At 33.6% G+C, this 19,965-nt stretch carries 18 protein-coding genes; 10 read left to right on the forward strand and 8 right to left on the reverse strand.

What is annotated here, in order from left to right:
• Positions 1-44: 44 nt before the first annotated feature.
• The 3 genes from P7122_RS12095 to P7122_RS12105 form a co-directional block, all read right to left on the reverse strand.
• On the reverse strand, positions 45-950 hold the full coding sequence (locus tag P7122_RS12095; protein WP_278006060.1) for a TolB family protein: 906 nt from the start codon (positions 948-950) through the stop codon (positions 45-47).
• A 72-nt stretch (positions 951-1,022) separates the two neighbouring features.
• A complete protein-coding gene (locus P7122_RS12100; RefSeq protein ID WP_278006061.1) occupies positions 1,023-2,198 on the reverse strand; it encodes a GlmU family protein in 1,176 nt (391 codons plus the stop codon).
• Positions 2,199-2,276: 78 nt separating this feature from the next.
• Positions 2,277-2,528: a type B 50S ribosomal protein L31 gene (locus P7122_RS12105; protein ID WP_278006062.1), complete on the reverse strand. Its 252-nt coding sequence runs from the start codon at positions 2,526-2,528 to the stop codon at positions 2,277-2,279.
• Positions 2,529-2,689: 161 nt separating this feature from the next.
• On the opposite strand from P7122_RS12105, the gene P7122_RS12110 reads away from it, so the two are divergent.
• From P7122_RS12110 to P7122_RS12125, 4 genes are all read left to right on the forward strand, one after another.
• The gene (locus P7122_RS12110) at positions 2,690-3,223 is read left to right on the forward strand and encodes a DUF4199 domain-containing protein (RefSeq protein WP_278006063.1); all 534 of its coding nucleotides are present in this window, start codon (positions 2,690-2,692) and stop codon (positions 3,221-3,223) included.
• A gap of 46 nt (positions 3,224-3,269) precedes the next feature.
• Entirely contained in the window at positions 3,270-4,223 is a 954-nt protein-coding gene (locus tag P7122_RS12115; protein WP_278006064.1) for a glycosyltransferase family 2 protein, read from the forward strand.
• Positions 4,224-4,295: 72 nt separating this feature from the next.
• A complete protein-coding gene (locus P7122_RS12120; RefSeq protein ID WP_278006065.1) occupies positions 4,296-6,023 on the forward strand; it encodes a phospho-sugar mutase in 1,728 nt (575 codons plus the stop codon).
• Positions 6,024-6,026: 3 nt separating this feature from the next.
• Positions 6,027-7,850, forward strand: a complete 1,824-nt coding sequence (locus P7122_RS12125) for an ABC transporter ATP-binding protein (RefSeq protein WP_278006066.1) — start codon at positions 6,027-6,029, stop codon at positions 7,848-7,850.
• A gap of 3 nt (positions 7,851-7,853) precedes the next feature.
• On the opposite strand, the gene P7122_RS12130 is transcribed toward P7122_RS12125, so the two are convergent.
• Positions 7,854-8,321 carry a hypothetical protein gene (locus tag P7122_RS12130; RefSeq protein WP_278006067.1) on the reverse strand — a complete coding sequence of 156 codons (468 nt, stop codon included), beginning with the start codon at positions 8,319-8,321 and terminating at the stop codon, positions 7,854-7,856.
• Positions 8,322-8,711: 390 nt separating this feature from the next.
• On the opposite strand from P7122_RS12130, the gene P7122_RS12135 reads away from it, so the two are divergent.
• Genes P7122_RS12135 through P7122_RS12145 form a run of 3 tightly spaced genes read left to right on the forward strand, consistent with a single transcriptional unit; the run spans position 8,712 to position 10,271 of the window.
• Positions 8,712-9,254, forward strand: coding sequence for an RNA polymerase sigma factor (locus P7122_RS12135; RefSeq protein WP_278006068.1), 543 nt, complete (start codon positions 8,712-8,714; stop codon positions 9,252-9,254).
• Between the two features lie 56 nt (positions 9,255-9,310).
• Positions 9,311-9,811 (forward strand): hypothetical protein, encoded by a 501-nt coding sequence (locus tag P7122_RS12140; protein WP_278006069.1) that lies wholly within the window; start codon positions 9,311-9,313, stop codon positions 9,809-9,811.
• Positions 9,812-9,821: 10 nt separating this feature from the next.
• Positions 9,822-10,271, forward strand: a complete 450-nt coding sequence (locus tag P7122_RS12145; RefSeq protein ID WP_278006070.1) for a sensor of ECF-type sigma factor — start codon at positions 9,822-9,824, stop codon at positions 10,269-10,271.
• A gap of 66 nt (positions 10,272-10,337) precedes the next feature.
• Here the strand turns inward: P7122_RS12145 and P7122_RS12150 are convergent, their stop codons facing one another.
• The 4 genes from P7122_RS12150 to P7122_RS12165 form a co-directional block, all read right to left on the reverse strand.
• Entirely contained in the window at positions 10,338-11,435 is a 1,098-nt protein-coding gene (locus tag P7122_RS12150) for a WD40/YVTN/BNR-like repeat-containing protein (RefSeq protein ID WP_278006071.1), read from the reverse strand.
• 122 nt (positions 11,436-11,557) lie between these two features.
• Positions 11,558-12,013, reverse strand: coding sequence for a Spy/CpxP family protein refolding chaperone (locus tag P7122_RS12155; protein ID WP_278006072.1), 456 nt, complete (start codon positions 12,011-12,013; stop codon positions 11,558-11,560).
• Between the two features lie 7 nt (positions 12,014-12,020).
• Positions 12,021-12,332: a hypothetical protein gene (locus tag P7122_RS12160; RefSeq protein WP_278006073.1), complete on the reverse strand. Its 312-nt coding sequence runs from the start codon at positions 12,330-12,332 to the stop codon at positions 12,021-12,023.
• Positions 12,333-12,375: 43 nt separating this feature from the next.
• The gene (locus P7122_RS12165; RefSeq protein ID WP_278006074.1) at positions 12,376-12,954 is read right to left on the reverse strand and encodes an RNA polymerase sigma factor; all 579 of its coding nucleotides are present in this window, start codon (positions 12,952-12,954) and stop codon (positions 12,376-12,378) included.
• A 147-nt stretch (positions 12,955-13,101) separates the two neighbouring features.
• Here P7122_RS12165 and P7122_RS12170 point away from each other — a divergent pair, with 147 nt between their 5' ends.
• From P7122_RS12170 to purL, 3 genes are all read left to right on the forward strand, one after another.
• A complete protein-coding gene (locus tag P7122_RS12170; protein WP_278006075.1) occupies positions 13,102-14,316 on the forward strand; it encodes an RsmB/NOP family class I SAM-dependent RNA methyltransferase in 1,215 nt (404 codons plus the stop codon).
• 10 nt (positions 14,317-14,326) lie between these two features.
• Positions 14,327-16,153: an endonuclease gene (locus tag P7122_RS12175; protein ID WP_278006076.1), complete on the forward strand. Its 1,827-nt coding sequence runs from the start codon at positions 14,327-14,329 to the stop codon at positions 16,151-16,153.
• A 142-nt stretch (positions 16,154-16,295) separates the two neighbouring features.
• Positions 16,296-19,958: a phosphoribosylformylglycinamidine synthase gene (gene purL, locus P7122_RS12180; protein WP_278006077.1), complete on the forward strand. Its 3,663-nt coding sequence runs from the start codon at positions 16,296-16,298 to the stop codon at positions 19,956-19,958.
• Positions 19,959-19,965: the final 7 nt, after the last annotated feature.

Here is a 19,965-nt window from a genome sequence, read left to right on the forward strand (position 1 = left end):
TAAAAATAAAACTTTGCAGCTTAGCGGCTTTGCGAGAAACAACCTTAAAACTTCTCAAAATAATACAAATCATCACCACCTTCACCTTTATAACGTCGTGATGAAATATAGCCAGTCGTTAAATCCTGATTCAAGAAGAAAGAAAAATCATCCCCTTTACTGTTTATAGGCTCTTCTAAAGATTTTGGTTCTTGCTCTGTATCATCAGAGTCCAAATCATAAACATAAATATCTAAACCCCCTTTTCCTCCTCTTCTATCCGAAGTAAAATACAGTTTGTTATCTGCGCTTACAAACGGGAAGATTTCAGTACGCGATGAGTTTATAGTCTCACCTAAACTTGTTACTTCACCATAAGTGTCGTGATTAGAAACCGAAACCTTGTATAAATCTGATTTTCCTTTGGTTCCTTTAACATCTGCAATGAAATAAAGCGTATTTCCATCTGGACTTAATGCTGGATGCGCAAAATTATGATCTGGATCGCAAAATGGTAAGGTTTCAAAATTTGTCCAACCTTTACCTTCTTCATATTCGGCACGCTGAATTTGTAGATTATAGGTTTCTATACCTTTCAACTTATTAGTGCCTTTATCTATATGATTGGTCGTAAAATACATATACTTACCATCCTTAGAAAAGGTTGCTGAAGACATATTGAAACGTCCTAATTCTGTTTTTACAATTGGTTGTTCGTCTTTTATTTCACCATCTTCGCTTAATGGTGCTTCATACATAATGTAAATAAAACCATCATACTTATCTTTTATCGGTCGACCTCTTTTGGTTGTAAGGTTGTGACTAAAAAAAACTTTATCACCAACTACACGAGCAGCAAAATGGTCTAACTCTGTATTAATCTTCAATTTTTTTACTTCAACATCTTCACTTTGTGAAAATCCGAAAGTAAAGCATAATAAAACAGTTAGTAGTGTAAATTTGGATGTCATACTTTAATTATTGTAATGATTTATAGTTTAGTACAGATACAAATGGAACAAAACACACTGTCTAAAATACACCTATTCTCTTCTGTACTGTTTTGTTTCTTCAAAAACATACTCCAAAATGGCTTTGTCTAGATCTGTAAACTCCTCGTTGCGTCTTCCCATTACTACTTCTGCAACCTCAAAAGCTTTGTTGGTTTTATATGTTACAAAACCTTTGCTGCCTCCCCAAGAAAAACTTGGTACAAAATTGCGAGGAAATCCACTACCAAAGATATTAGAACTTACACCAACAACTGTACCAGTATTAAACATAGTATTGATTCCACACTTACTATGGTCGCCCATCATTAAGCCACAAAACTGTAAACCTGTTTTAGCAAATCCTCCTGTTTGGTAATTCCAGAGTCTCACTTCAGCATAGTTATTTTTAAGGTTACTATTATTAGAATCTGCTCCAATATTGCACCATTCGCCTAATACTGAATTTCCTAAGAAACCATCATGTCCTTTGTTAGAGAAACCAAAAATTACAGAATTGTTTACCTCACCTCCTACTTTACTATGAGGTCCTACTGTAGTTGGTCCATATATTTTGGTTGCTAATTTTAGTGTTGCGTTATTACAAAGTGCCAAGGGACCTCTAACAACTGTGCCTTCCATAATTTCTGCGTCTTTACCAATATAAATTGGACCAGAACTAGCGTTTAAGGTTACAAAATTGAGCTTTGCTCCTTTTTCAATAAAGATATTTTCAGGGTTTAGAGTTTTTACCGTTGCAGGAATAGGCTCTGACTTCCTTCCATTGGTAATTAGATTAAAATCCTCTTCTATAGCTCCGCCATTTTTTGAAAAAATATCCCAAGTGTTTTCAATTTTCAAAATATCACCATCAAATTCAATAGCTTCAAAATTTGAAAAATCATTAACCTCTTCACCTTCTTTTGCAAAAAAAGCAATAACATCCTCGTCTTTAAACAACGCTTGATTATGATTTAAATTTTTAACAAGCTCTACAACTTCAGTATTTGGCAAAAAAGAAGCATTAATCATTATATTCTCTTCCATTTCTACCATTGGAAACTTGTCAGACAAATAATCTTCTGTAACAGTGGTTGTGGTATATTCTAAGAAGGATTCCCATTTCTGACGAATCGTTAATATGCCAACTCTAATTTCTGCAACAGGTCTTGTGTATGTAAAAGGTAAGAGATTATCTCTGTACGGTCCGTCAAAAAGTATGTAGTTCATCTAAATTTGAATTTATGTAAAAATAAAAAAAGCCTTTCTACAAAAGAAAGGCTTTTTAAAATATCTAAATAACTAAGATTATTTCTTAAACTTAGCGTATTTGTTTTTGAATTTATCAATACGACCAGCTGTATCTACTAATTTAGATTTACCAGTGTAGTAAGGATGAGAAGTTCTAGAAATTTCCAATTTTACTAATGGATATTCAACACCATCAACCTCAATAGTTTCATTTGTCTCTGCAGTAGACTTAGTTAAAAATACGTCTTCATTAGACATGTCTTTGAATGCTACTACTCTATAATTTTCTGGATGTATTCCTGCTTTCATCGCTATCTGCTTTAAATAATTTCGATTTTTTCGAGGTGCAAATTTAAGTAAATTTTGCAATTCTACAATCTTTTTGATAATTTTTATTTCATATTTTGATGTAACAAATTAGTATCTTTGAATACTAACTAATCAATTAACTAACAAAAATAACCTTTATTATGGAAAAATCTTATAAATCTTCTGCTACACAATACGGTATCTATCTGGCGTTAATCCTATCTTCTTTAACAGTAATTGGCTATGCTGCTTATTTAGATCTTTTTACAAAATGGTGGTTTGGAATTAGCCAAATGGTATTAGTTATAATTTTTGGAGTAATATCATCTTTAAAAGCCAGAAGTATATTGGGTGGCTATATTTCCTTTAAAGACGCTTTTACGGCTTTCTTTATTGCTGTAGCTATTGGAATTGCAATTCCTGCCATTGTAGGTTTGGTTATTTTTAATTTTGTAGATCCGGAAGCAGCAGCAATACTTCAAGAGAAAATTATAGAATCTCAACTAAGAATGATGGAAAATTGGGGAGCGCCTCAAGAAACAATAGATAAAACTCTAGAACAGTTAGAAGCTCAGGGAAGTTTCTTTACCATAACTAATTCTCTAAAATCTATTGCATACCAACTTGTTGGATTTAGTATTGTAGGGTTAATTGTAGCTCTAGTGGTTAAAAAATCTGACCCACACGCTGCTTAAATAATTTCGTTTATTTTTGAAGTCTATAAATTAGAGCTTTCAAAATATGAATATATCAGTAGTTATACCACTACTCAACGAAGAAGAATCTTTAAAAGAACTACACGATTGGATTGTATCTGTGATGCAATCCAATTCGTTTTCTTATGAAATTCTATTTATAGACGACGGCAGTACAGATACGTCCTGGCAAGTAATTTCGCAACTTGCTAAAACTAATGCTTGTGTCAAAGGCATTCGGTTTTTAAAAAACTTTGGAAAATCCCAAGCCTTACATGCTGGTTTTGCTGCTGCCAAAGGTAATGTTGTTATTACTATGGATGCAGACTTACAAGATAATCCTGATGAAATTCCTGAATTGTATGACATGGTTACCAATCAGAACTTCGATCTCGTCTCTGGATGGAAAAAGAAACGTTTTGATTCTGTTATTGCTAAAAATTTACCATCAAAACTTTTTAATTGGGCTGCCAGAAAAACATCTGGAGTGAAACTTCACGATTTTAACTGCGGACTTAAAGCTTACAGCAATACAGTTGTAAAACATATTGATGTGTATGGCGAAATGCACAGATACATACCAGTACTTGCCAAAAATGCTGGTTTTACTAATATTGGTGAGAAAGTGGTACAGCATCAAGCCAGAAAATATGGCCATACCAAGTTTGGAATGAATCGCTTTATCAACGGTTTTTTAGATCTTATAACCATTTGGTTTGTTTCTCGCTTTGGTAAACGTCCAATGCACCTCTTTGGTGCTCTTGGAGTTATAATGTTTATTATTGGTTTTGGTTTTTCGTTTTATCTAGGCTTAGACAAATTGTTTTTTAACCCTACAGGGAGACTTATTACAGACAGACCTCAGTTTTACATTGCACTTTCAACTATGATTATAGGATCTCAATTATTTATTGCTGGCTTCTTAGGAGAACTTATTTTAAGATCCAAACGTCAACAACAACGTTATTACGTTAAGGAAGCATTAAATGTCTCTGAATAAATGTAATAATCCCTAAGATTCAATCTTGCAAGCGTAAGATTTTTTACATTTGTATAATAATACTTTTCACTTATGATTTATATAAAACCAGAAATATTAGAACGCGTAAACACTTGGCTAACACCAACTTTTGATCAAGATACTCAAGACAAAATTAAAAACATGATAGCTTCAGATCCTAAAGGACTGGAAGAAAGTTTTTACAAAAACTTAGAGTTTGGTACAGGAGGAATGCGTGGCATAATGGGTCTTGGTACTAACAGAATTAATAAGTATACATTAGGCAAAAACACTCAAGGGCTTAGTAATTATTTAAATCAAGTTTTTTCTGGTGAACAGATAAAAGTAGCCATTGCTTACGATTGTAGACATAACAGTAAAACTTTTGGTAAAGTGGTTGCTGATGTATTTTCTGCTAATGGTATTAAGGTTTATTTATTCGAAGATTTAAGACCTACACCAGAACTTTCTTTTGCACTAAAGCATTTGGGTTGTCATTGTGGTATTGTACTTACAGCTTCTCACAACCCACCAGAATACAATGGTTATAAGGTGTATTGGCAAGATGGCGGACAATTAGTTCCACCACAAGATGGAGAAATTATTGCAGAAATAAACAAACTCGATTATTCTGAGATTAAGTTTGAAGCAAATTCAGATTTAATTGAATATATAGGCAAAGCCATTGATGATGTTTTTATTGATGCTTCTATAAAAAATGGAAGTTTTAATACCGCTACAAAAGCTAAAGAAAATTTAAATATCGTTTTTACATCGCTTCATGGTACATCTATCATGGCAATACCAGAAACTCTAAAACGAGCTGGTTATACCAATGTAAATATTGTTGAAGAACAAAAAGATCCAAATGGAGATTTCCCAACTGTAGTATCACCAAACCCAGAAGAGCCAGAAGCTCTAAAAATGGCTATGAAATTAGCTGAGAAAGTAAATGGAGATATTGTTATTGGTACAGATCCAGATTGCGACAGATTAGGTGTTGTAGTGAGGAATCTAGAAAACGAATTGGTGATTCTGAATGGTAACCAAACCATGATTTTAATGACCGATTTCCTTTTAAAACAATGGAAAAAAGAAGGAAGAATTAACGGTAATCAGTTTGTAGGTTCTACGATTGTCTCTACACCAATGATGTCTGTGTTAGCGAATGCATACGATGTAGAATGCAAAATTGGCTTAACAGGTTTTAAATGGATTGCCAAAATGATAAAAGACTTCCCAGAACAAGATTTTATTGGTGGTGGTGAAGAAAGTTTTGGTTTTATGGTTGGCGATTTTGTGCGCGACAAAGATGCTGTAACCTCTACCCTTTTAGCTTGCGAAATTGCAGCACAAGCTAAAGCAGAAGGCAAAACTTTATACGAAAAACTAATAGATCTATATGTTGAGCATGGTTTCTTTAAAGAGCGATTAATATCGCTTACTAAAAAAGGGATTGAAGGTGCTGCAGAAATCAAACAAATGATGGTTGATGCCAGAAACAATCCTTTAAAAGAAATTAATGGCGAAAAAGTGGTGCTAATTGAAGATTACCAAACTTCAATTTCTAAAAACCTTCAAACTTTAGAAGAAACTACTATAGATGTACCAAAATCTAATGTATTAATTTATTATACAGAAGAAGGTAGCAAAATTGCTCTGAGACCAAGTGGGACTGAGCCTAAAATTAAATTCTACATCAGTGTCAATACAGATCTTGACAATGTGTCTGCTTTTGCAACAACGGAGCAGTTATTGGAAAGTAAGATTGATGCCATCCTAAAGGATATGAATTTATAGTACATGAATTATTTTAAGCAAATTATTGGCTTTGCCAAACCCTACAAAACCTTTGCAGTTTTAAACATAATAAGTAATATTTTTTACGCTTTATTTGGTACACTAGCAATGGTGTCTCTTTTCCCTATGCTTAATGTTTTATTTGATAAAACAAAGCAAATAAATACAAAGCCAACTTGGGAAGGTATTGGCAACGTAAAAGATTATCTAGAAAGCTACTTAAACTATTTTGTAACTCAAAAAGCCAATGAAGGGCATGATGATGTTCTTATTTTTATGGTTGTCTTAGTAGTGAGTATGTTTTTGCTTAAAAATTTATTTAGCTACTTGGCTATGTACTTTATTACCTTTTTAAGAAACGGTGTTCTAAAAGATATTAGAAATGCACTCTACGATAAAGTTGTAGACCTACCAATTGCTTATTTTTCAGAAAAAAGAAAAGGTGACACTATAGCAAGAATAACAACAGATGTTCAAGAAATACAAACATCCTTCTTATCTATATTAGAACTTATTGTAAGAGAACCATTAATGATTCTCTTTACGATAATTACAATGTTTTTAATTAGTGCTAAGCTTACTTTATTTGTCTTCATTTTTATTCCAGTTTCAGGATTTATTATTTCAAGAATTGGAAAAAGCCTCAAAAAGCGTTCAGACAGAGTACAAAGTGAACAAGGGCAATTATTGTCTATTATTGAAGAAACATTAGGAGGTCTTAAAGTGATAAAAGGGTTTAATTCTCAAAAGATATTTGGCGACAAATTCAAAGAATCCACAGATCGATTTAATAAATTTTCTAACAACCTTCTTCATCGTCAAAATTTAGCTTCACCTACAAGTGAGTTTTTAGGCATTCTTGTTATCTCTATACTTTTATGGTACGGAGGACAAATGGTTTTAAATGATGGCAACCTGGAAGCTGGTCTATTTATCGTTTATATGGGATTAGCCTATAATATTCTAACACCAGCAAAAGCTATAAGTAAAGCCAGTTATAGTGTTAAAAAAGGTAATGCTGCTGCAGAGCGTGTTTTAGAAATATTAAACACAAAATCTCCATTAGAAGATACTCCAAATGCTAAAACTAAAACCGATTTTACATCACAAATTAGCATTGATAACATCTCGTTTAAATATGAAGATGATTTAGTGCTCAAAAACTTTCAACTTACAGTACCTAAAGGAAAAAGTGTTGCTTTAGTTGGTCAATCTGGAAGTGGGAAAAGTACTATTGCCAACCTTGTAACGCGTTTTTATGATGTTAACGAAGGAAGTATTTCTATTGATGGCGATAACATAAAAGGACTTACAAAACACTCTTTGCGCAACTTAATGGGTATTGTTACTCAAGATTCTATCTTATTTAATGATACTATTAAAAACAATGTTTTATTAGGAAAAGAGGATGCTACAAATGACGAAGTTATTGATGCTTTAAAAATTGCTAATGCTTGGGAATTTGTAAAAGAATTACCACAAGGCATAGACACTAATATTGGAGATTCTGGAAATAAACTCTCTGGTGGACAAAAACAACGTTTAAGTATTGCACGTGCAGTGCTTAAAAATCCACCTATCATGATATTAGACGAGGCAACCTCTGCCCTAGATACAGAAAGCGAACGCTTGGTACAAGATGCTCTGGAAAACATGATGAAAAACAGAACATCAATTGTAATTGCACATAGACTATCTACAATACAAAACGCAGACTTAATTGTAGTAATGCAAAAAGGCGAAATTGTAGAACAAGGTACACACACAGAATTATTAGCCAAAAATGGTGCTTACAAGAAACTGGTAGCTATGCAGAGCTTTGAATAACTTCTATAGTAAACCAAAAAAATAGGTCCAATTAGCACCATCACTAATTACAATGACACTTTTACGGAAGTCACTACCACTTTCGTACAAGTAAATTTCATTTGAACCATTTGTGGTACTACCGGAAGAAAACAACTGACCTGTATCAGTAACAATCTTAGCTGTTATAGTGTTTGTTGGATTTACATTTCTAATAAAATATACACGTCCAGGAACCTCCGATGGATTAGGTAATTCAAAAGTATCGTCTTGAACCTGAGGGTTAACCGAAATATAAACACCATCATCTATCTCTACAGTAGAACCTGCGTTTGTCTGAGTTCCGGTACCATTTCCTACCAAACTAACAACTTTTACAGATAAGTTACCATTGATATCTAAAGTACTTTTGGGCTCAGTTGTACCTACACCTACCTGAGCAAAAATACAAGTGGAGAATACCAGCAAAAAAAGTAGAGAAAAAATCTTCATTACATAAAAATCTTACTAAGAGATAACATAACAATGTACAACATCTCAGCAAAAAACCCAACAAATAATCGAGCTAAACATAAAATTATCAGACAAATAGAAAAATATCAAGCATAAAAAAAGGATGCAAACAATATGCATCCTTCTCGTTTTTGTTACCAGATTTGGGGAAACTGATAACAATTTAATAGGTTAAGCTGTGTCAAACATATAACAAATAAACCTAGTAAACAAGAAAAAAATGCTTTTTATCGTGTTTTTTTGCTTTTAATCGATATTTAAAAACAAAAACCATTGGTTTACAAATACTTGAATCAAAGGCCAAATAATTATTTTTTTCAGTTTTAAACTTTTACTAATTTCAATAGTCTAAATAGAAAAGTAATTTACTTGACAAACGAAACAAACTTTATATTACGCCTCAAAGACACTAAAACTAAAGATGCGGCTTTTAGAGAATTATTGAGCCTCTATAAAGAGCGTCTGTATTGGCATATCAGAAAAATTGTAATTTCTCATGATGATGCAGACGACGTCTTGCAAAACACTTTTATTAAGGTGTATCGTAATATAGACAAGTTCAAAGGAGATAGTAAACTTTACTCTTGGCTATATCGCATCGCTACAAACGAATCTATTACGCATATCAATAAAAATGCAAAACGCATGCAACTATCTAATGAGGAACATCAAAAATTAGCAATTGACAATCTCAAAGCCGATGTTTATTTTGAAGGAGATGAAATACAATTAAAATTACAAAACGCTATAGCCTCGCTTCCACAGAAGCAACAACTCGTTTTTAATATGAAATATTTCGATGATCTTAAATACAAGGAAATCGCCCAAATATTAGAAACCAGTGAAGGAGCTTTAAAAGCTTCATATCATATAGCTGTAAAAAAAATAGAAAGCTTTTTAACTTCAGATTAAACCTATTTATTATTTTGAAGTCAAAGAAATAGATACTGAAATAAGTTCAGCATAACGTGAAAAAAGAAAAATTACATAACATTAAATCTAGTGGTTTTAAAGCACCTGAAGACTACCTTGAAAATTTTGAGGATAGATTCTTTGAGCGTTTTAAAACTAAAGAAACTATAGATGACATTAATAATTCTGGTTTTACAACACCTGATGGTTATTTTGAATCGCTTGATGATAAAATTTTCAACAAATTAGAAGATAAACCTGTAATAAAACTTAACGCTAGAAAAACCTTCTATTCTATAGCTGCCATTGCTGCTTCTTTAGTATTGCTTTTTGCAATTTTTATTAATAACGATAACGACACCCAAGAAGTATCTGCAGAAATGGTAGAAACCTATTTTGAAAATAGTGATTTAGACAGTTATGAGCTAGCCCAACTATTAGTAGAAGCAGACATTCTGGAAGAAGATTTTACTGTGGTAGAAACAGAATATAATGAAGAAAATATAGAATCATATCTTTTAGAAAACACAGATATTGAAACAATTTTACAACAATAAAAACATTATAATGAAACAACTAATCCTATTTATACTTTTATTAACCAGTGCTACAAATTTTGCACAAGGAGGTGAAAAAATCAAAGAACGAATAAAAGCTCAAAAAGTAGCTTTTATTACAGATAAGTTAGAATTAACTTCTGAAGAAGCTCAAAAATTTTGGCCTATTTACAATGAAATAGAAGTTAAAAAAGAAGAACTTAGAAAAGAATCGGTTTTAAAAAGAAAAGAAAAAAAGCCAGAAGATCTAACCGAAGAAGAAGCAAAAATCTTACTTAATGAAATGCTTGACATTGAAGACCAAAAACACGAATTAAACAGAGAATTAGTGTCTAAATTAGAAGAAGTAATCTCAAGTAAAAAAATTATAGCCTTAATGCGAGCAGAACGAGAATTTGACCGTAAGCTTTTAGATAGGTTAAAAGAATTTAAAGACCGTAGACAAAACAGACGAAACTAAAATTAATCTTTCATTCTGAATTTATTTTAGAATCTGAAACGAGTTCAGATTGACAAAAAAACTTTTTTATTCTCTAAAAGTTAACTTGCTAATACGTCCTTTTCCTGCTGCATAAGCTACAGAGTCGTTTAAAAATCTAATGGTATAGAAACCTTCATCGCTTAAATGCTTCCATGTTTCACCAGAATCATTACTATAGTCAATACCTTTAAAACCTATAGCCACTAATTCTTTAGCATTAGAATTTGGGATGTACTGCACACAACTTCTGTAACCTGGTCCTTTACCGTTAGCCACAACTTGCCAGGTTTTGCCACCATCTTTAGTTCTTATTTTATTATTTAAAGTATCGTTAGCTTTGGTATAATCACCACCAATGGCAAATCCATTGGTTTCATCGTAGAAATCAATAGAATACATACCTGTAGTTTCTTTGCCTTGAATAATTGGTGTCTCAAAAACGTCCCAGGTTTTACCCTTATCTGGCGAATATAAAATCCGACTTGCCTTGCCTCCTGTGGCTACCCAAGTATGATCTCCAACTATTGAAATATTGGTGTCGCTTGCTGCAAAAGCTGCTTCACCTTCTTTTGCTTTTGGTAAATCATCACAAGATAATTTCGTCCAAGTCTCACCTCCATCTCTGGTAATAATGATACTCATACAATCATCTGTTGGGTCACCAATTGCAATACCTTCTTGGTCATTCCAAAAGTCCATAGAGTCGTAGAATGCCTTTTCGTTGATCTCCTTGTAAGCAAAATCAGGTAAGTGCATATCATTTACCATTGAAGTAGTCGCTACAACTGCGGGATTGCCAATACTCATTGCAAAAAAAGAATTACTATTTTTTGCTACTGCTCTGAAATTTGGAAAAGAATCCTTAGCATAATTGTATTCATAATATATATGGCAAATAAGTTTTTCTTCTTGAGTATAACTCATATTCAAAAACTTAGACTGATAAATAAACCCTACTTCTCCTCTTGATGTGGCAAAAACACCAGTTCCAGATTTATCAACTTCTAAAGCCCTAACATTCAATAACGAATCTTTCAATAAGGTTTCAATTTCTAATTCAGAAAAATTTCTTTGTTTTAAAGGTTCTTCAGATTTACAAGAACACAAGTTAAATAACAACAAACAAAACAGTAAAATTCGCATACTTTCAATTTTGCTTAAAAATAAAAAAGCTTTACGATATTACCGCAAAGCTTTTCATATTAACAATAATCAATCAAATAATAGTCTATAAAGCCTACTTAAAGAGAAATTATAAACTTAACTCATTCTTTGTTTTTAGACTTTCCTCTTTTGCCATGACGCTTTATAGCATCGTTTATAATTTTAGAGAGTTGCGCTTTTTGTTCATCGTTACATATTTCTCTTACGTCTCTAAAATGCTTATACATCTCTAAATCTTTGTTCTTTTCTTCTATTGCAATTAAATCTATTACAGAATCTAAAAACACTTCAGAGATTTCATTTTCTCCTTTATTAGAATATATTTCTTCTTTTAACTCACCTATTCTTTTTGAATAGGATTTCATTTTATCAAAATGCTCACTTCGCATCTTGTTATAAGCATCTTGTTGCTCTTGGTTAAAGTTTAACTCTTCTACCATAGAAAAACGAGATTTATGATCGTTATTTCCTTGGCTTGTTAAATGATGAAAAATAAAAAAAGCATTAGACAAAAAAAGTACTACAAGCAATATGTATAATAGGGTTTGTTTTTTCATAACTCAACTAATTAAAAATAGAAGTATATGTTTCGTCTCCAAAATCATAAGTATCTACAAATTCTTCAACGGTTGTATTATAATTATCCGATGTCAGTACTTTATATGCATACACATTTAGTAAAATGACTATTATCAAAGTTGCTAACTGAAACTTAGGAGAAAACCATGCCCAAACCTTTTGAGGTTCATCAACCTCATTGGTTAAATTGTTCAATATTCTATCCTTTAGAAAAGGCGACACCTTTACCTCTTGGATAGTATCTGCCACATTTAGCGTAGCATTTACTTTTTTGTTAATCTCAGTATCTTTCATCATAAATCATTTGTTATTTAGATGCATAAGTTATAAAAAACTTGTGCTAAATTTCATTTTTGTAATAGTCGTATAATAATTGCTGAAGGTTTTTCTTAGCCCTAAACATAAGAGACTCTACCGATGACACACTCTTATCTGTTATGTCTGCAATTTCCTGATAGCTTTTTCCATCAATCTTATGCAAAGTAAAGACCGAAGCCTGACTTTCTGGCAAACTGTTTATAGCCTTAAATAAGGTTTCGTTTAATTCTTTGTTTTCTAATAAAAATCCAGGATGGTTAAACTCTGTAAAATAATTGGTCTTGTCTATAGAAAATTCTTCGCTAAACAATGGCTTTAAAAAACCGCTTCGCTTCTTAGTGTTCTTTTTTCTGATGAACTCTAAACATTTGTTAGTAGTTATTTTATAGATCCAGGTAGATAACTTAGAATTACCCTTAAATTTTGAAATAGAATTATAAACCTCCAAAAACACCTCTTGCACTAAGTCCTCTGCATCTTCTTTGTTGGGCACAAAAGAAATACAGGTACCAAAAACCTTTTGCTGGTAATCATCTATAAGTTGAGAAAACACTGCGGTATTTCTTTCCTTTAGTTGTTCTATTATCTTCTCTTCTTTCAAATTATATTTAAGAAATTACTGCAATTTAATTGAGATGCGGAAACAAGCAAAAACTTGTTCTCTATTTTTTTGTTTTGCAAAAGACTTTGGTCTAATACTGTAGCACTTCCCAACTTTTATACTACCTTTGCATGCTAATTTTTTGCAATGAGATTACATAGAAATTTATGTTTTGCGGTTATTGATGGTTTACACAAAATCTTCAATGAAAATGAATATGCTGACAAAGTAGTACAGCAATTACTAAAACGCGATAAACGTTGGGGAAGCAGAGACAGAGGGTTTGTTGCAGAAACCGTATACGAAATTGTTAGATATAAACGATTATACTCTGAAATCGCTGACGTAAAAGCACCTTACGACAGAGATAATCTTTGGCGAATTTTTGCTGTTTGGGCAACGCTAAAAGGAATAAGACTTCCGGATTGGAAATATTTTACAGATACTCCAACACGCAAGATTAAAGGTCGTTTTGATGAACTTTCTAAAATTAGAAAGTTCCGCGAGTCTATACCAGACTGGATAGATGATTTGGGTGTAAAAGAATTGGGTGAACAAATCTGGACCGAAGAGATTGCCATGCAAAATGAGCAGGCAGATGTTATCTTAAGAGTTAACACACTTAAAACTAACAAAAAAGACTTACAGCTAAAACTACAGTCTGAAGACATTGATACCGAATTTTTACCAGATCATCCTTGGGCATTAAAGCTAACTAAACGTGCTAATGTTTTTAAAACAGAAGCTTTTCAAAATGGTTGGTTCGAGGTTCAAGATGCATCATCTCAATTGGTTGCGGACTTTTTAGACGTAAAACCAGGCATGAAAATTGTAGATGTATGTGCTGGCGCAGGTGGCAAAACATTGCACTTAGCATCACTTATGGAAAACAAAGGCCAAGTGATTGCTATGGATATTTACGAGAGTAAACTAAAGAAACTTAAAGTTAGAGCACGTCGTAATGGAGTTCATAATATTGAAATGAAAGTTATCGACTCTACAAAGCCTATAAAAAAGCTTCATGGCAAAGCAGATCGTTTATTAATTGACGCTCCATGTTCTGGGTTGGGTGTACTAAGAAGAAATCCTGATGCCAAATGGAAACTAGAACCTGAGTTTATAGAAAACATCAAAAAAACTCAATCTGAAGTTTTAGAACAATACTCAAAAATGGTTAAATCCGGAGGCAAAATGGTATACGCAACTTGCTCTATTTTACCTTCTGAAAACGAAAAACAAGTTGAAAATTTCTTAAAGTCTGAAAACGGAAAAGAATTTACGCTTGTAAAGGACAAAAAAGTCCTAGCACACAAATCTGGCTTTGACGGATTTTATATGGCATTATTAGAAAAGAAAAAATAAACCCAAATAGATGAAACAATTCTACACTTTAATAGCTACTTTAATTTTTTCAACTGTAGCTTTTGCACAAATTCCTGCTGGTTATTACGATAGCGCAACAGGCACAGGATACACTTTAAAAACGCAACTTCACAACATCATAGACAATCATAACGATCAAGGTTATAATGCTATGGATGGCTTTATTTCGTCTTATGATTTAGACAACTATTATGAAACCGGAAGCAACACTATTTTAGACCCTTATTCAGAAAACCCAACAGGATCAGACCCATATACATTCTCACCTGTTAGTGATGAATGTGGAAACTACAATAGCGAAGGAGATTGTTATAACAAAGAACACATCATTCCGCAATCTGTTTTTAATCAGAGTTTACCTATGCGTAGCGATGCGCACCACCTCTTACCTACTGATGGTCGTGTTAATGGTTTTAGAAGTAATTACCCATTTGGTGTAGTAGATGATAGCCAATTGGTTAACCAAAGTGGTATTTCTAACCCAACACAAAATGGTTCTAAACTGGGTGGTAATCTCAATAGTGGTTATTCTGCTGGTTATACAAATACCGTTTTTGAACCTATTGATGAATTTAAAGGAGACATTGCTCGTATATACTTCTATTTTGTAACGCGATACGAAGACCAAGTTGGTAGTTGGGGAAGCTATGCTATGTTCGACGGAAGCTCAGACAAAGTATTAGATGATCCATTTTTAAGTATTCTTTTAACATGGCATCAAAACGATCCTGTTTCTCAAAAAGAAATAGACAGAAATAATAATATCTATTACAACCATCAGAGTAATAGAAATCCTTTTGTAGATCATCCAGAATGGGTAAATGCTATTTGGGTATCTACTCCAGATACCGAAGCGCCAACTGCACCAACTAATTTAGTGGTTACCAATGAAGCTTCTACTTCTATAAACATTAGCTGGACAGCCTCTACCGACAATGTTAGTGTAGAGTCTTACGATGTTTATGTAGATGGTGTTTTTAACACCAATGTTACTGCAACTGCTGCAAATATTATTAACCTAACTCCTGAGACTACATATTCATTTTATGTTATTGCAATTGATACTTCAGGCAACGAGTCGTCTCAAAGCAATGCTGTAAATGGTACAACTACAGAAGTTGGTACTCCAGGAAGTGATTGTGTTGTAGAAGATTTTGAAAACATTCCTGCCAACAGCTCGCAATACACAAGCAGAACTTGGACAGGTACTAATGGTACATGGAATGCAACGGAAGCCAGAACCGATCAAAGCATTAACAACAGAGCAATTTTAATAGACTATAGAGGCAGTTCTGATTCTGGTGTGTTAACCTCACCAACTGCAACAGATGGTATAGGCAACCTTACAGTAACAACACAACGAATTTTTTCTGGCACAGATGGCAACCTAAACGTTGTTGTTAACGGCAATATAGTTGGTACTATACCTTACAGCGATACTCAGCAAACAACCACAATTAGCAATATTAATATAGAAGGTAATGTTACTGTAGAAATCTCTGATAACGACTCTGGAGACGCAAGAGTGGGTATTGATGATTTATCATGGACGTGCTATTCTTCATTGAGTATTAATGAAAATGATTTGGATCGTCTTACTATTTACCCAAATCCTGTAGGATCGTATTTAAATGTTAACCTTAAAAATCCACAAGCAACAACAATTGAGATTTTTGATGTTTTAGGCAAGCGAGTTTACAAAAATCAGTTATCAAGTACAAAGCGTCTTAACCTTGAGAGTTTAAAGACAGGTGTGTACATCATCAAGTTTACTCAAAACAACAAAACAATCAGTAAAAAACTGATTAAATCATAATTTAAAAGAGCAGCTTTTTAGCTGCTCTTTTTTGTTTAAAACTTGTTGAATAAGTCTTTCCTTTAGCTTTAAATAAATAGCGTTCATATTGACAAAATAAATTAACTTTGTCTTTTAATTTTTCACCAAACACAACACATAAATGATTCATTTCTTTGGAAACCAAAACAGCAAAGTATTTGCTGTTCAAGCCACAAAAGAATTATCAACAGAAACCATATCTAAATTAGTATGGTTATTTGGCGACCAGCCAAAAATAGAACAAGCATCAGTAGATGCTTTTTTTGTTGGTCCAAGAGCTGCCATGATAACGCCTTGGAGTACAAATGCTGTAGAAATTACTCAAAACATGGGAATTTCTGGCATCATTAGAATTGAAGAATTCATTTCTACATCTGAAGATTTTAAAGGGTACGACCCAATGATTTCTGAAAAGTTTTCAAGCTTAGATCAAGACATCTTCACCATAAACATTCAACCTGAAGCGATTCAGAATATTGAAGATATTTCGGCATATAACCAACAAGAAGGTTTAGCGCTTAGCGACGAAGAAATTGAATATCTTGAAGGTGTTTCAAAAAAGATTGGTCGTCCATTAACAGACTCTGAAGTATTCGGTTTCTCACAAGTGAACTCAGAACACTGTCGTCATAAAATTTTCAACGGAACATTCGTTATTGATGGAGAAGAAAAACCGACATCGTTATTCAAAATGATTAAGGAAACTTCGAAACAAAATCCAAACGATATTGTTTCTGCATATAAGGATAACGTAGCGTTTATAAAGGGACCTGTTGTAGAACAGTTTGCGCCAAAGCGTGCTGATGTTCCTGAATATTACCAAACCAAAGATTATGAATCTGTAATTTCATTAAAAGCAGAAACACACAATTTCCCAACAACTGTAGAGCCTTTTAATGGTGCTGCAACAGGTTCTGGTGGAGAGATTAGAGATAGACTTGCTGGTGGTAAAGGCTCTATTCCGTTAGCCGGAACAGCTGTTTATATGACATCGTATTCGCGTTTAGAAGAAGAGCGTCCTTGGGAAAAGGCGTTTCCTGAGCGCAAATGGTTGTACCAAACTCCAATGGATATTCTAATTAAAGCATCTAACGGAGCTTCTGATTTTGGAAATAAATTTGGGCAACCTCTTATTTGTGGTTCTGTTTTAACCTTTGAACACCAAGAAGGTACTGATAAAATCGGTTATGACAAAGTGATTATGCAAGCTGGTGGTATTGGTTACGGAAAAGCAGATCAAGCCATAAAAGACACACCTAAAGAAGGTGACAAAATCGTAATTTTAGGTGGTGATAATTACCGAATTGGTATGGGAGGTGCTGCTGTATCGTCTGCTGACACTGGCGAATTTGATAGTGGTATTGAGCTAAATGCCGTACAGCGTTCAAACCCAGAAATGCAAAAACGTGCTGCCAATGCGGTTCGTGGTATGGTAGAGAGTGATGAAAATTCAATTGTTTCTATTCACGATCATGGTGCTGGTGGACATCTTAACTGTTTATCAGAATTGGTTGAAGACACAGGTGGACATATCGATTTAGATAAATTACCAGTGGGTGATCCTACCCTTTCTGCCAAAGAAATTATTGGTAACGAGTCTCAAGAGCGTATGGGATTAGTCATTTCAGAAAAACACTTAGACACATTACATAAAATTGCAGACAGAGAACGTTCACCTATCTACGATGTTGGTGAGGTTACTGGCAAGCATCGTTTTACTTTTGAATCTAAAACCAATGGTGATAAACCAATGGATTTGGCTTTAGAAGACATGTTTGGTAGCTCTCCAAAAACTATAATGACAGATCATACGGTTGATAAAAACTACAGTGATCTATCCTATAATTCAGATAATTTTTACGATTACTTAGACCAACTATTACAACTCGAAGCTGTAGCTTGTAAAGATTGGTTAACTAACAAAGTAGACCGTTGTGTTGGTGGTAAAGTAGCCAAACAGCAGTGTGCTGGTCCATTACAACTTCCATTAAATAATGTAGGTGTAATGGCTTTAGATTATAAAGGAAAAGAAGGCATTGCCACAAGTATTGGCCACTCACCTATTTCAGGATTAATAGATCCTGTGGCTGGTAGTCGCAATTCTATTACCGAAGCCTTAACAAATATTATTTGGGCACCATTAAAAGATGGTTTGCAAAGTGTTTCGCTTTCTGCTAACTGGATGTGGCCTTGTAAAAATGAAGGTGAAGATGCTCGATTATATGAAGCAGTAAAAGCGGTTTCAGAATTTGCAATAGATTTAGGTATTAACGTACCAACAGGCAAGGATTCATTGTCTATGAAACAAAAATATCCTGATGGTGATGTTATTTCTCCTGGTACAGTTATCATTTCTGCTGCAGCAAATTGTAACGATATTTCCAAGGTGGTAGAGCCTGTTTTCAAAAAGGATAAAGGCGATATTTATTATATCAATATATCGCAAGATGATTTTAAACTTGGTGGTAGCTCGTTTGCACAAATCAATAATAAAGTAGGAAACAGCACACCAAGTGTAAAAAGTGCAGCTTATACTAAAACTGTGTTTAACACGATTCAGCAATTAATAAAAGACAATAAAATTGTTGCTGGTCATGATGTGGCTTCTGGTGGATTGATTACAACTTTACTTGAATTGTGTTTTGCAGATAACAATCTTGGTGCAGAATTAGACATTACTGAATTGGCTGAAAAAGATTCATTCAAAGTTTTATTTGCTGAAAACGCTGGTATTGTTATTCAATCTACAGATAACAGTATAGAAAACACCTTGTCTGAAGCTGGGATTACCTTCCATAACATTGGAAAAGTAACTGATGCTGATGTATTAAGCATCATCAACGGAAGCGACGTATTTACCATGACGGTTTCGAGATTACGAGATATGTGGTACAAAACCTCTTTCCTACTCGACCAGAAACAAACTGCTAATGGTTTAGCTGAAGCACGTTACAACAACTACAAGCAACAACCACTTCAATATACATTCCCAAGTCATTTTACAGGTAAATTACCTAGTATTGACAGTAGCAAACCAAGACCTAAAGCTGCTATCTTACGTGAAAAAGGAAGTAACTCTGAACGTGAAATGGCAAATGCTATGTACTTAGCCGGTTTTGATGTTAAAGATGTACACATGACCGATTTAATTTCTGGTCGTGAGACATTAGAAGACATTCAGTTCCTTGGTGCTGTTGGTGGTTTCTCAAACTCTGATGTTTTAGGCTCTGCTAAAGGTTGGGCTGGTGCTATTAAATACAATGACAAAGCCAACGAAGTCATTAAAAATTTCTTTGAAAGAGAAGACACGCTTTCGGTTGGTATTTGTAACGGTTGCCAGTTAATGATGGAACTAGATCTTATTAATCCAGAGCATGAGCAGCATGGTAAAATGGTACATAATGATTCTCATAAACACGAGAGCTCATTTACCTCTGTAAAAATTCAAGAGAATAACTCTATTATGCTTTCAACGTTAGCTGGTAGCACACTAGGTGTTTGGATTTCTCATGGTGAAGGAAAATTCAACCTTCCTTATGCTGAAGATCAATACAATATTGTAGCAAAGTATGGTTATGCTGAATATCCTCACAACCCAAATGGTTCAGATTTTAACACAGCTATGATGACTGATAAAACTGGAAGGCATTTAGTGACTATGCCACACATTGAGCGTTCTACATTCCAATGGAATTGGGCTAACTATCCTGATGGACGACAAGATGAAGTGTCGCCTTGGTTAGAAGCTTTTGTAAATGCTAGAAAGTGGATTGAGAACAACTAATTATTTT

It is taken from the genome of Winogradskyella marincola, assembly GCF_029624125.1.
GTDB lineage: Bacteria > Bacteroidota > Bacteroidia > Flavobacteriales > Flavobacteriaceae > Winogradskyella > Winogradskyella marincola.